This is a genomic window from Pseudoalteromonas sp. SG41-2 (assembly GCF_014164535.1).
Taxonomy (GTDB): domain Bacteria; phylum Pseudomonadota; class Gammaproteobacteria; order Enterobacterales; family Alteromonadaceae; genus Pseudoalteromonas; species Pseudoalteromonas rhizosphaerae.
The window spans coordinates 128,558-142,819 of sequence record NZ_JACJFK010000008.1; the positions used below are offsets into that span (position 1 = coordinate 128,558).

The 14,262-nt window shown below is 40.1% G+C and carries 12 protein-coding genes and 1 riboswitch; of the genes, 5 read left to right on the top strand and 7 right to left on the bottom strand.

The window, feature by feature from the left end; all coding sequences use genetic code 11:
• Positions 1-12: 12 nt before the first annotated feature.
• Together H5186_RS08460 and H5186_RS08465 are read right to left on the bottom strand one after the other, a co-directional pair.
• A complete protein-coding gene (locus tag H5186_RS08460; RefSeq protein WP_145240101.1) occupies positions 13-1,254 on the bottom strand; it encodes an OprO/OprP family phosphate-selective porin in 1,242 nt (413 codons plus the stop codon).
• Positions 1,255-1,533: 279 nt separating this feature from the next.
• Positions 1,534-3,180, bottom strand: coding sequence for a methyl-accepting chemotaxis protein (locus tag H5186_RS08465; protein ID WP_182717510.1), 1,647 nt, complete (start codon positions 3,178-3,180; stop codon positions 1,534-1,536).
• A gap of 303 nt (positions 3,181-3,483) precedes the next feature.
• Between H5186_RS08465 and H5186_RS08470 the strand changes: the two genes are divergently transcribed.
• The gene (locus H5186_RS08470) at positions 3,484-4,068 is read left to right on the top strand and encodes an ATP-binding protein (RefSeq protein WP_182783464.1); all 585 of its coding nucleotides are present in this window, start codon (positions 3,484-3,486) and stop codon (positions 4,066-4,068) included.
• An 88-nt stretch (positions 4,069-4,156) separates the two neighbouring features.
• Positions 4,157-7,105: a DUF3857 domain-containing transglutaminase family protein gene (locus H5186_RS08475; RefSeq protein ID WP_182794337.1), complete on the top strand. Its 2,949-nt coding sequence runs from the start codon at positions 4,157-4,159 to the stop codon at positions 7,103-7,105.
• Positions 7,106-7,524: 419 nt separating this feature from the next.
• Here H5186_RS08475 and ylqF read toward each other — a convergent pair whose 3' ends face one another.
• Positions 7,525-8,469: a ribosome biogenesis GTPase YlqF gene (gene ylqF / locus H5186_RS08480; RefSeq protein WP_182717516.1), complete on the bottom strand. Its 945-nt coding sequence runs from the start codon at positions 8,467-8,469 to the stop codon at positions 7,525-7,527.
• A gap of 90 nt (positions 8,470-8,559) precedes the next feature.
• Between ylqF and H5186_RS08485 the strand changes: the two genes are divergently transcribed.
• Together H5186_RS08485 and H5186_RS08490 are read left to right on the top strand one after the other, a co-directional pair.
• Complete coding sequence (locus H5186_RS08485; protein ID WP_145240254.1) at positions 8,560-9,096, top strand: YaeQ family protein; 537 nt, start codon at positions 8,560-8,562, stop codon at positions 9,094-9,096.
• Positions 9,097-9,124: 28 nt separating this feature from the next.
• Positions 9,125-9,721: an alpha/beta hydrolase gene (locus H5186_RS08490; protein ID WP_145240252.1), complete on the top strand. Its 597-nt coding sequence runs from the start codon at positions 9,125-9,127 to the stop codon at positions 9,719-9,721.
• Here H5186_RS08490 and H5186_RS08495 read toward each other — a convergent pair.
• Complete coding sequence (locus H5186_RS08495; protein ID WP_149982248.1) at positions 9,718-9,927, bottom strand: hypothetical protein; 210 nt, start codon at positions 9,925-9,927, stop codon at positions 9,718-9,720. The two genes, H5186_RS08490 and H5186_RS08495, sit on opposite strands and share 4 nt — an antisense overlap.
• Positions 9,928-10,276: 349 nt before the next feature.
• On the opposite strand from H5186_RS08495, the gene H5186_RS08500 reads away from it, so the two are divergent.
• Entirely contained in the window at positions 10,277-10,750 is a 474-nt protein-coding gene (locus H5186_RS08500; protein WP_145240248.1) for a Dps family protein, read from the top strand.
• Here the strand turns inward: H5186_RS08500 and H5186_RS08505 are convergent, their stop codons facing one another.
• The 3 genes from H5186_RS08505 to H5186_RS08515 form a co-directional block, all read right to left on the bottom strand.
• Positions 10,751-11,149, bottom strand: a complete 399-nt coding sequence (locus H5186_RS08505; protein ID WP_182761806.1) for a hypothetical protein — start codon at positions 11,147-11,149, stop codon at positions 10,751-10,753.
• Between the two features lie 48 nt (positions 11,150-11,197).
• Positions 11,198-13,273 (bottom strand): S9 family peptidase, encoded by a 2,076-nt coding sequence (locus tag H5186_RS08510; RefSeq protein WP_182794338.1) that lies wholly within the window; start codon positions 13,271-13,273, stop codon positions 11,198-11,200.
• Between the two features lie 102 nt (positions 13,274-13,375).
• On the bottom strand, positions 13,376-13,942 hold the full coding sequence (locus tag H5186_RS08515) for a chitin-binding protein (protein WP_149982251.1): 567 nt from the start codon (positions 13,940-13,942) through the stop codon (positions 13,376-13,378).
• A gap of 119 nt (positions 13,943-14,061) precedes the next feature.
• A riboswitch (cyclic di-GMP riboswitch) is annotated at positions 14,062-14,154 on the bottom strand.
• Positions 14,155-14,262 lie beyond the last annotated feature (108 nt).

Sequence of the window (14,262 nt, forward strand, 5' to 3'; positions counted from 1 at the left end):
CTCAATTTACTCCTAAAATAAATACTGCATGCGCGCACTAAAGCCCATACCTGAGTCTTCATCACCCACTAACGCAGTTGCGCCTGGGCCCTCTACATCGCTGTAGATCAAGTTGCCCATAAATTTGATATCGCTGCTGATATAATAGGATGTGCCTAGGGTATAAGTAGTTACTTCAGTACCTTGTGTGCTACTTGTTGCATCCATTTGTGATACTCGGGCGACAAGCTCCCACGCATCTTTAATGCCTTTAGGTTGTACAAATAATGCTGAACCGGCTTTGTACCTGCGTTGCTCACCACCTAAGAAGTAGCTCGCTGATACATGAAAACCATCATAACGCTCGCCATCAAGCGGGTCGGCGCCATTAACAGCATCGAGTGTGCGGCTTGCGTATTCAGCCTCTAGCGTTAATGCATCAGCTTGATACGCAAACTCAAGACCACTTTGCGACAAACTATCCAATGCCACGGCATTACCACCCACCGCATAATCAACAAGACGTACATTGGCTTCACGTATTTCGCCACGGGCAAAGCGCGCACCTAACTCGTTACCACCCATATCACGGTATGAATGCCACGCACCTAAATGAATCACATCGCCTGGGGCTGCGCTTGACCAAGTAACACGTCCCGTTGCAGCGAGTGTTAGTTGATCATCTTCGTCATGACCCGTAGCACCAAAGGCATCATTTTTATAAACACCAACGGCATAACGAAAACCACTGTCTTTAAAGTATTGAGACGCTGACGCTCCCCAACGGAAGAACGGCGAAAAAGTATTGGCTAGCGTACTACGCTCTATAGTATTGGTATGCTTAGAGCTCGTTAAGCCATTTAAGGTGATGTCTTCACGGATTTTACCCGCTTTAATTTTTAGACCATTATCGAAATTATAACGAACTCGCGCCATCACGATTTCTGCTGTGCCTTCGGCAAACTCAAGCAGTAACTTGTGATCCCAGTTACCATGCTCACTTTCAACATAAGTACGGATACGACGCGCAAAAAAATCACCGCCCGCATCACCGTCATTATTCGCGTTATATGCACCATCAAAATAGTTGTAATCAAGTTGCACTCGACCACCAAATTCCAAATTAAAGCCGCTAGACTTCTTCAGCGCAGCGACTTCTTTTTGTAGTTCGTCTAGTTGCTGCTGTAATTTTTCAGTGTCATTGGCAGCGAATGCTGAGGTACTTGCTAGTGCTGCTGCAATGGCTAAAGCCAATTGTGTGTTACTTGCTTTCATTGGTTGTTCTCTCCACACCTGTTGATGATTTTGTTGTCGTTAGATGAGCGACTACACACTGCTATCTGTCTTCGAGCATAGTGTTAACGTCAGATTAACGAAATGTTTAGAATTTAAGCTGCATTGATCTGCTTAAAATGCATTTAGCGCATAAAAATCACGCACAATATGCACAAAACTACAGTTTAATAACTCGTTGATAGTAATTGATTATTTATTGAGGTTTAGCTAAAAGAGGCATCTTAAGGGGTGATAAATAATTCACCCCCTTGATAATACTTATACTTTAAAGTTGCTTACTAGGTTGTCTAACTGTTGACACTGCTGTGCCAATGCTTGGCATGCACGCTCAGCCTGATCCACTTTGTCTAGCATATTGCCACTTGATGTCGCAATACGTTGCACATTGATATTCACATCTTCACTCACTTGGCTTTGCTGCGTGGCAGCGGTGGCAATTTGCATGTTCATATCGTTAATAATGGTAACTGCGTCATTAATACGCTGCACCGATTGCGCGGCACCGCGAGAGTGCTCAATCGTTTGTTGACCGCTTTTGGTACTGGCTTGCATTGCACCAACCGCTTGATTGGTACCTTGTTGGAGCTTTTCAATCATAGCGTTGATCTCTCCGGTACTATCTTGCGTGCGACTCGCTAATGAACGCACCTCGTCAGCAACGACCGCAAAGCCTCGCCCCTGCTCACCCGCGCGCGCGGCTTCAATGGCCGCATTTAACGCTAACAAGTTTGTTTGATCAGCAATACCACGGATAACATCAAGCACAGTGGCGATATTCATTACATCTTGCTCTAAGGTGTTTATTACGTCGCTCGATGCCGAAATGTCGGTCACCAGTTGATTAATTAACGAAATGGTTTCTTCAATTGTGGCTTTTGCTACATTGGCATCATTATTAGCAGTACTTGTGGCACTGGCCGCATCATTAGCGTTTTGGCTTACGTTATCACTGGTCGTGCTCATTTCATTTACCGCAGCTGCCACTTGCTCACTTTCTATTTGCTGATTACTGGCTTCACTTAATACACTTGCAGTAATAATGCGCAAACTTTCAGTTTCATTGCGCACCTGTTCAGCCGAGCCGACAACCGCCAATACTGTGTTATGAATTTTACTGATAAAGGTATTAAACGAACGCGCAAGCGCACCCATTTCATCGTTTGACTCACTGTTTAACCGTTGCGTGAGATCGCCTTGGCCACTAGCTATGTTTTCTAATGCTAACTGCATTTTCTTTAACGGCGCCAAAATAACGGTAGACAGCAGCCAAGTTGCAGCTATTGATAAAACAAAGCTCAATACAATACCAAACTGCAAAGCAAAGCTAGCAGACTCTTGATTAGCGGTTACTTCAATTAAAGAATTTGTAAGTTTGGCATCTATTTCATCACGCATGCTAGTAACATTTTTGCGAATACGCGCTAACACTGCTTCCATATCTTGTTTATGCTCAGCTAAGTAACTAGCCGCAAGCTGGTGATCACTAAAAAGTGCTTGGTAGTAACGAGACCAAATAGCGACATCGGCTTTGATATTCGTAACCCGCTGTGCATTGATCGCATCAATGTAGCCAGACTTCACCAGCTTTAATGGGCTAGAAAGGCGCGCGTCGATACGGACTATATTATCTCGGTACTCTGCAAGCTGTACTATATAGTTTTGTTTGTCGCCTTGTCCTAGCACCATGCTCAAACCTGCCGTTTTCACCTGAAAGAGATCACGATAGCCGTCTTCAAGATCGTCCAGCACCGTTCGCACCTCTAAACTTATAAAACTGTTAAGTCGAGCTTGCTCTTTAAACGTATACAACACGTAACCCGACAACACCGAAAAAATAACTAAGGCGACGACGACAGGAATAGCAAATTTAACTCGAAAGCTAAGGTTATTTATAAATTGGCTCATTTTTATCACTTATCAGTTTGCGGGCAATGGGAGGATGTGTTTAAAAGAAAAATAGCGCTATGTACCTGAAAAAACAAATAAACTAAATGAACAAAAAGAATTAAAAAAACTAATAGCCACGACCATTCCAAGTATATTTATTAAGCCCTATAAGCCACACTCCCACTTTTAATTTTATTTTCCCAAAGCTGGGAAACTGCTTCTAACAATAAAAAAGCAAACCAAGTAATTTCAATCACTTATAGTTTGGCATGTTATTCGCTTTAGGCTATTCAATTGCCTTAACAACAAATTACCAATGCCATGGATATAGATAGCACTTTAAAACGCAGCACCAAACCGAGTCAGCGTAAAAAACTCATATTTGGTACCTTACTTATTAGCATAGCGCTTATTATTTGGCTGATTTACTCATGGCTAGCACCTACCGCATTGGCGGCTAATCAACTGCAAATAGCCACCGTAACTCAAGCTGATTTTGTAATAAAAATACGTGGCTTTGGCCGTTTAAAATCAAAGTATCAGCGTTATTTAACCAATACCGATAGCGCCATGGTCGAAGCTCAGCACTTCAATGTAGATTTAGGCCAGTTAGAACAAGCACTGATCAACCTAATTAAAAATGCCTTTGAAGCCGGAGGTAGAAGCGCACCTACTCTTAGCTGGCAACAACATAAAGATAAAGTTGTTATTAAGCTGCTCGATAGCGGCACTGGTATTACAAATCCTGAAAACCTATTTGTGCCTTTTTATTCAACAAAAGCGCAAGGCGCAGGGATCGGTTTAGTGATCAGCCGCGAACTCATTCGTAATCAAGGTGGTCAGTTACAATTATTAGCCAATCCTGAAGGTCAAGGTACTCGTGTATTAGTTACCTTACCAAGATAATGCCCTGTATTTTATTGGCTTATAAGCCATAGCTTGGTAATCTAACAACAATAGGGACACTTAAAACCAGCCAAAAAGAAGAACAATAATGAAATGGACTCAATTAACGAGCCTCACACTCAGTGTGTGTTTTTTAGTTATAAGTTTTTATAGCACCAGCCAAGAATACCAAATCCAAGCTGCAGATGATTGGGTGAAACAACAGCCACTGATTAAAACGGAAATCCCAGTCAACCAAATCGTCGATGGTACTTATTACCGATTACTTGATACCCAAATAAAAGTATCTGCTCAACATCCTCAGCAGCGCTACACGCGTACTGTGATGCAGGCGGTGAACCAAACTGGCATCGATTACATTAGCCAACTTAATTTAGACTTTGATCCCAGTTATCAAACCCTCACACTCAATAGTCTTGGCCTTATCCGAGATGGGCAATACATAAATAAACTCGCTAGCGCACAATTTAAGGTCTTACAACGAGAAACCGAATTAGCCAATGGAATTTACAACGGCAGCCTAAGTTTAAATATTATTGTTGATGATATGCGCATTAACGACCAGCTCGATTACAGCTTTACGATTACTGGCCGCAACCCTATTTACCAACATTTTAGCGCGTCTCGCACATTAAACTGGTCGGTACCGGTGGCGCAACAATTTATGCGTGTGTTATGGCAAAAACCCACACCACTTTATATCAATACAATTAACGGCGAGGTTGACATAAAAGACACCCCGCTCGCTGTTGGTCATGACTATCAAATCAGCTTACACAATCAAGCAACAATCACATCTTCAAGCCAAACACCATATTGGTATAACCCGTATAAACAGGTTTTTTTCTCTGAATTAAAATCATGGCAGGAAGTTGCTAACTGGGCAGCCCCTTTATATCAATCCGCAATAGAAGTAACAGATCCTGTAACACTCATTGCCGATGAAATAGCCATGCATAATCCACAAGCCTCCGATCGTATCGCCGCTGCATTAAAATTCAGTCAAGACGAGGTTCGTTATTTAGGCTTGGAGATGGGTACTAACTCCCACCAACCAACGTCGGCATCTGAAACTCTGGCACTTCGTTATGGTGATTGTAAAGACAAAACCGTACTGCTAATTTCATTACTTAAAGCAATGGGGATCAAAGCCTATCCTGCATTAGTGAACACTGACGAAGGTAAACGGTTAATTGAACTACCAGCCTCAGCACAAATATTTGATCATGTCATTGTCACGCTTGAGCATGCAGGTCAACGTTATTGGCTAGATCCAACAATAAACTATCAAACCGGAACTTTAGCGCATTTAGCACAACCAAATTATGGTTATGCATTGATTGTTAAACCTTTTGAGCAACAGCTTACAAAAATGAGTCCCCCTGTCGATGGTATTACAATTAAAACGCATGATAACTACACCATAGCTCTTAAACCTGAACAGCCAACAACATTTCAAACTAGTTACATATATAGCCAGTTTGATGCTGTAAATAGACGCAGTTCATTAGCCCGCAATGGACTCGATAAAATAGCGAAAGATTACCTAGAATATTACCAAGGCTATTTTCAAGGCATAACCATTGATAAGCCGATGACGGTAACTGAGAATACAAATAACGGCGAGCTGTTAAGTGACGAGTTTTACCTTATTAATGATTTTTGGCAACCTGACGACGAAGGACTCAGAGCTGACTTTTATGCCTCAGAGATACAAAATAGCGTTTACGAACCCGATCAAATTAATCGCACAACGCCGCTGTATTTTAAGTACCCAAATAATATTGAAACAACTATTAAAATAAAATTTGAAGAACCAAATTGGCACTTTGATAATAAGCAAAGTGAAATTGATAATGCGTTCTTTAATTTCAAAAAGAATATCCACTTTACGGACAATATATTAACACTCGATTTTTCATTTAGCGCCAAACAAGATCATATTCCAGCTGATCAGATTAAACTGTACCTGAGCGAACGAGGCAAGCTAATCGACAATGCGCAGTTTGGCATTGTTAAATATGTAACTGCAGATACCACTAGCAGTTTTGATTTAAACGATAATTGGATCATTGTAGTATTACTTGCTTACCTGCTCGCACTGATATTTTTTATTGTGGCATGGCGTATCGAGTCAGCAAAGCGCCCAACATTTAGTGATGCGCAGTTTTACCCAGTTACTAATGCAAAGTTTATTCTTTATAGTATTTTTACTTTAGGACTTTTTATTAACTACTGGAGTTATCGCAACTGGAAAGCAATTAAAATACAGCAAAATAGTCATATCATGCCGATTGCTCGCGGGATTTTCGCGATATTTTTTTATTACTCTTTATATTTAGAGCTAGTTGCACACAGCCAAACGCAGCACAATAAAAATAAAATCATGCCAAACGTCTTGGCAATTATTGCGTGGTTACTGGTTATTTTGGCAAGTCTCATGACCCGTATTGACGAAGCAACTACTATAGCTATTTGTATCCTGCCATTTTTATGGCTGCCATTAGTTAATTACATTCAACACCTAAACCAATCATCTGACGCACTTGCATACAATTCTAAATGGCGAGTAAGAAATATAGTTATCGCCATAATCTGGGTACCTATTTTATTTTTAAGCTTACTGGAAGAAGTCTATTTATTACCGAGTACCGCTATCGTAAAAGGCGATAAATTGTGGTCATTTCAAATGCAATTCTTAAAACGCCATCAATTAGTACCTATTGATGAAGATGTTTTATATTTTTACAGCGATGCGTGGGTAGATTTTCGTAACGACGGCAATGGTATAAGCGACAACTACATTTTTAGCTATTGGCAAAATGAACAAGGCCAACTTGAATCAAACTTAAAACACTTTAAGGATGTTACTAGCGTCGAAGTCACTTATGGCAGAACACAACTTGATAATACAGTGATTAAAGTTATCGACAAACAAGGCGAGCACTTTTTACTTATAGTTAATAGCAAAGGAAGCAAAGATAAAGAATTGGTAGAACAAATAAATAACCGCATTGCAAGTAATAAGACGCCATAAGCATTAGCAATGCAAAATAATCTAATATCAGCAAGAAATCGGGCTGTGTAATATTAATGCCAACAAAGTGCTTTATTTGTTGTTTTTATCAGCAAATAAAATAAATGAGAATTATTTGCAAATGGGTGTTGACAGATCATAAGATCTAACTGATAATCAATATCAACAAGACGCAAAGCACAACGACTTGTACGGAATAAACTGATTTGTTTCTCGACCCTGAAACACGTGTGGCGCACGTAAACAGCTAAGGTTACCTGTTACTAACCGCAACGCCCCTTGATGTTGGTGACAGGTAACCGCCCTACTATTTTACTTGCTACATTGCTCATATCGGTGACGGTAGATATGAAACTAAAAAAGCCCTTACGGGCTTTTTTTATGTCTGTAATTTAGTGAGCTAACCAGTGGAAAAACAATTACCGGCGGTTTTTACGTGCTCGTGCTCGACGTTGTTTTTTCTCTTCTTCTTTAGCTGCTTTTTTAGCCTCAGCCGCAGCACGAAGCCCTGCAACCATCACTTCTTCTTCTTCACGCATAGCTGGAGTTTCCATAGTGATACGACCAATTATGCCATCGCGTAGTTCATTAATTAGAATTTCTGACATTTTATAAGTATCAATTTGGTTACCACCACGAATACAACCACGCTTTTTACCCGCCATTTCAACAAATTCCCAATCATTTTCAGGTAATTCATCAATTTTATAACGCGCTTTTAAAAGTTCAGGATACGCCCGCAATAGATATTCAGCGGTGTAACTAGCGACTTCTTCATATTCAAGTGCGGTATCACGTATCGCACCTGTAGCACCTAAACGGTAGCCTGAGTTTTCATTTTCAACTTTTGGCCACAACATACCCGGTGTGTCGTAAAGCATGATGCCGTCTTCTAGCTTAATACGTTGCTGCGCTTTAGTAACCGCCGGTTCGTTGCCTGTTTTCGCAACAATACGACCCGCTAACACATTAATTAACGTAGATTTACCCACGTTAGGAATACCCATGATCATGGCTTTAATTTGCTTATCAGCACCGACTTTGTGTGGTACTAATTTTTTACACAGTTCATTAATACGATGAACTTCAGCCGCTTTATCATTACCAAACGCAATCGCTTTTACGCCATTTTCTTGCTCAAAGTAATCCTTCCACGTTTGCGTCATTTTAGGATCGGCTAAATCAGCTTTATTTAGAATTTTGATGACCGGCTTACCTTCACGCAACGTCGCCACCATCGGGTTTTCACTACTGTAAGGAATGCGCGCATCAAGCACTTCAATGATCACATCCATTTGTGGCATTATTTCTTTAATTTCATTACGGGCTTTATTCATATGCCCAGGGAACCACTGGATAGCCATTTTTAACTCCTACAGATAATTTCGGGCTATTTTAACTGGCTCAGCCCTTAATTGCGCTATACTGACGCAAATTTTTTTAAATAAACTGTTATGGCTCTTAAATCGACGATTATTAAAGCGCAGTTATCGCTAAGCGATATGGACCGCAACGTATACCAAGACTTTAATTTAACCTTGGCACAACACCCTTCAGAAACCGAGCAACGCTTGATGATCCGCTTGCTTGCCTATGCACTTAATGCCTGTGATGGTTTAGAATTTACTAAGGGTTTATCGGCTGATGATGAACCAGAGCTGTGGCATAAAAGCTATAGCGATGAGATCGAGCTGTGGGTTGAGCTTGGTTTACCTGATGAAAAGCGTGTTAAAAAAGCCTGTAATAAAGCTAAAAAAGTGGTGCTATACACTTATGGTGAAAACAACCAAGCAATTTGGTGGCAAAAGCATCAACCTAAATTGTATGAGTTTAAAAATTTAAGCATTTTTAGTTTAGACTTTGCTACAACTCAAGCGCTGGCAGCGCTGGTTGATCGCAATATATCGCTGACTATTACCATTCAAGATGGTGATGTATGGGTGAGCTCTGATTCAGTTAACATTGAAATAAAACCAGTACAATTAATGTAATTGTAGGTTCAATAGATTAAGAGGGTGTATGACTGTTAAACGCGTTGTGGTATTACACGGATTGTATATGTCTGGCTTTGTAATGCGCCCTTTATGCTCGCAGCTCGAAAAGTCTGGGTTGGATATTCTCAACCTCTCTTACAATACATTGTCTCCCGATCGCGCCGCTATTTTTAAACAGATTGATAATTTTATTAATGATAAAAATACGGCCCTTGTTTGTCATTCAATGGGCGGACTAGTGGCGCGCGCATACCTTGCTGCAAATTCAGAGCAAAGCCAAAACGTAACAAAAGTTATTACTTTAGGCACACCGCATAAAGGCAGCCATATAGCCCGCAGAATGCAGCAAAAAGGCTTTGATGTATTTTTAAAAAACAGTGTGGAATTTTTACTGACCGAAAATGGTGATTGGCCATTTAATGCCAAGCTTTATAGTATTGCTGGCGATTTACCGATCGGCCTCATGCCGCTAATTGCCAAAGGTAGTCAATCAGATGGCACGGTATTAATTGATGAAACCAAACTCAAAGGCATGGCAGAACATAAAGTGTTTCATTTAAGTCACACCAGTATGATCTACTCACGCCAAGTGATGAATTATATTGTTGAGTTGCTGGTTTAATCTTCTGCACTAGCAGCCACTTTATAGGCAACAAATGCGATGATTGCTAAGATCAGTGGTGTTGGCGCTGCGATATAACCAAAGGTATCAAAGTTAGCAAAGCTTGCTCCTGCTAAATGGCCGACTAAGCCAACTACAAATGCAATCAACGCTATACCAATAACAACTAATTCCATTTTACTTTCTTTTTGTGTTTTAGCCTGCATGTTATCTCTCCATCAAATTTATCTGTGTTGATTATGCGCCGACTAAAAACGTTAATTTTGACCTAAATCAAATAACCACTCGCCATGTAATAGCTTGCTATAAAAGCTTGTTTTAGATCATCTTATTGTGCTTTTATTAAGCGATTTGCGGTTATTTTGATTTTTAGGGTGGTTTTTTAAAGATTGGAGCCCATCTCTATTGTACGAACAAGTTAATTACTACAGCAGGTTGGCTAATAGGTAAAATCTATTGAGGTTATCGATTTTAACCATTTTACAGATTACTAAAAATGGCTGATACTTGCTTCATTGTTTAGAAAACATCTTATCAGTTTATTAAGGAGAAGTTATGTCACAGGTAAACGCAATTGGTCTTAACAGCGCGAAAAGTGAAGATATCGTCAAGTCACTCAATACCCTGCTAAGTAGTTATCAAATTCAATATATGAATGCCCGCGGTTTTCATTGGAATATTAAAGGTCGCAACTTTTTTGAACTACACATCAAGTTTGAAGAAATTTATAACCTATTACTTTTAAAAGTAGATGAAGTCGCTGAGCGTATTTTAACGCTTGATGGCGCACCACTGCATGCATTTTCTGATTACTTAGAGATCAGCAAAATTAAAGAAGCAAAAAATATCAGTGATGGTGTCGCTGCAGTCGAAAACTTACTCGCTGGTTACAGCACGCTAATTAAAATGCAGCGCGATATTTTAGAGCAAGCAAGTGATGCACAAGATGAAGGTACGGCTTCATTGATGAGTGATTATATAACTGAGCAAGAGAAGCTAGTGTGGATGCTTAAAGCATATTTAAATTAATCATAACCAGGTTTTAATATATAGATGTTCCGGGTGCTTAGCTAAGTAACCTGGAATATCATCGTAAAATTGTATATCCATATCGCTACCCCGCCAAATATGTTCCAGCAAACTTTTCGCTACAGCACTTGCTTGAATATAAACAATACGTTTATAACCGCGCGCTTTAACACCATGAAAGTATTCAGTTGCAACCGCCAAGCTATCTGCGGTCGCTAATTCAAACTCGGCTAAGTTAATCACCGCATATTCAATGGATTGAGGCGGCAACTTTGCTAAATCAGCAAATACATCCTTGGTAAAAGCCTGTATACCTTCTCGATTAAAACATCCAATCACTTTGATATATATTGTTGGTGATTCAATTGAGTATTCCCAGCGCCCATGTACATTAAACATATAAGTGCCTCCAAACATAGTGAAACTCAATTGAATAGAAAATCACACTTAATCAGCCAAACTGATAAAGAAAGCCATCTCTAATGCTTTTTCTTCCAAGCTTTTAAAACGCCCTGATGCTCCGCCGTGACCGGCATCCATATCGGTTTTAAACACCAAAATATTATCGTCAGTTTTATATTCACGCATTTTAGCCACCCACTTCATCGGCTCCCAATATTGCACTTGTGAATCATGCAAACCGGTAGTCACTAAAATATGTGGGTATGCCTGTGCGGTAATATTGTCATATGGTGAATACTGAGCAATCACATCATAATAGGCAGGGTCATTTGGATTACCCCATTCATCGTATTCATTGGTAGTTAGAGGTATTGACTCATCCAGCATGGTGGTTAGCACATCTAAAAATGGCACATGGCAGCCAATTCCTAAATAAAGCGCTGGCGCTTGGTTAACAACCGCTCCCATTAGTAAGCCACCGGCACTACCGCCTGAAGCAAACACTTTATCTTGCGCACCATAACCTTGCTCAACCAATGCTTTGGTTACATCAATAAAGTCGTTAAAGCTATTTTGCTTATGTTGTTTTTTGCCTTGCTCGTACCAATCACGGCCCAACATCTCACTACCACGAACATGTGCTATGGCATACACAAAACCACGATCGAGTAAGCTTAATGAGGTACTCGAAAAACTCGGATCGATGGTTATGCCATACGCCCCATAACCATATTGAAACAGTGGATTAGTGCCATTTTTAGCAAAACTATCTTTACGATAAACCAGCGACACGGGCACTTTAATACCATCACGCGCTGTTACCATTAATCTTTCAGAGGCATAGTTTTGCGGATCAAAACTGCCTAATACTTGCTGTTGTTTTAATAAAGTTTTATCACCATTATTTAAGTCTACTTCAAATAATGAACCTGGCGTGGTGAGGCTTGAGTAATAAATACGAGCTACGTGCGTATCATGCTCAGGATTCATTGCAATGGCAGCATAATAACAAGGATCATCAAATTCTAAGGTCATACGCTGCTGTTGCTTATTAATGACCACAAAGCGTGTTTGTCCTTGCTCGCGCTCAGTAAGCACCAAGAAATCGTCAAACAGCTCTACGCCTTCTAATAAAACGCTATCACGATGAGGGGTATGCTCAAGCCACTGTGTTCTATCTGCAATGGTACTTGTATTAGCCGTCATTAAACGAAAGTTTTTAGCTTGCCAATTGGTCACGATATAAAACGTATCGCCGAGTTTATCAACATCAAACTCATGCCCTTCTTCGCGTGGCAGTAACTGAGTAAACACTCCTTGCGGCTGATCAGCATCTAGCACCCAAGTATCATTCGTTTCTGTAGTGGCTAAATCAATAATGATCAGCCCCTCATCACGGCTTTTACCAAGCCCCATAAAAAAGCTTCGATCTTGCTCTTCATATACCAATACATCGTGCGCTTGCTTAGTACCTAATACATGGCGATAAACTTGATAACCTAATAACGTTTTAAGGTCTTTCTTTACGTAAAAAACCGTTTTATTGTCGTTTGCCCAAACGATTTGCCCTTCGGTGTTTTCTAATACATCTTCAAGTAAATCATCGTTATCAATAACTTTAAACTTTACGGTATAGATACGACGACCATCGGTATCTTCAGAGTAAGCCAACAATTGTTCATTAGGACTAATTGCCACCTCGCCTAATTCATAAAATTCAAAACCTTCTGCAAGTATATTTACATCTAACAGTAGCTGCTTATCTGCGGCATCCATCTGACGACTACGGTAATGGCGAGAATATTCATCATCGCCACGTACTTCAGAGTGATACCAATACTGGCCATCTTTAACGGGAAAAGTATTATCGTCTTTAACAATACGCCCTTTTAGTTCTTCGAACAGTTGCTTCTGAAAAGACTGAATAGGCGCTAGTTGCTGTTCACAATAGTCATTTTCAGCGGCTAAATGTGCCAGCATCGCTGGATCTGTACGTTCGTCATCACGCATCCAATAATAATCATCAATGCGTATTTTTTGGTGTGTTGTTAACGTGTGCGGCTGTTTACGTGCAACAGGAGCATTAGGAAGTGAAGACAACGATAAGTTTGATAGAGCCACAGAAAAACCAATAAAAAATTTCGATGGCTGGAGTTTAACATAATTTTCAAAAGTGCATAAAAAAGCCCACTCAATGAGTGGGCCGAAAAATGCTAAATAGCATTAAGGGGAAACTTGCTGCCAGGCTAAATCCCAACTTTGTCCCACACCGGGCTCATAAAGTGGATTGTTTTCTTCTTTCACATTGCAAAACTGGCTGAAAGGCCAAGGTTTGCATTTATAAATTAAGCCTGTTTTTGGCTGTAACACTTTTACACCCGCATTATAAACACTGCATTTTTCAGGGTAGATATAGTCATATGCAGGCTTAACGGCTTGGTAATCATCACATTTAGCAATACATTGAAAAGTTAATTCCGCACGAGTAATCCCGCAGCCTTCAAGTGCATAAATCTGGTTTGAACGATAAGCTACCACTAAACCTTGCTCAGTCATTCTTCCTGCTTCAACTAGTGGTATATGGGTATTAATATATTCCGCGACAAAACGCGGCCAATTATGTGGCTCACCTTGTTCTTCAGTGATAATTTCATATTTAAATGATAAATCGACTAGCTCTCCTTGCGTGTCATAAAAAGTCACTGTCACCATATCACCAACAAATAATTGGGTATGATGATTTAGACAACCTATTGGCATCCAATTTCCACAGGCCAATGACGTATGCATAAACAAAGCAACACCTTAAGAACATCTAATAGGTACTATCCAGTATTTATTGGATAAAAGAAATACTTTTTAACTATATTGTAGGGCTGATGACACACAGTGAGGCTAAAATTACCCTGTGCAACGGCCCCGCTATCTTAGTTTTAGCACACTAAAACCTTAGACCGGAAACTTTGCGTCCTAACCTTTCGATTAGTTTGCCAAAACAGCGTGAGTATAATGTGACATAGCTCAAAGATCAAACTAAAGAATGTAACCGCCAATAAAAACCAATACTAAGGTATATAAAAATAAAAAAGCCAATACATTACGTATTGGCT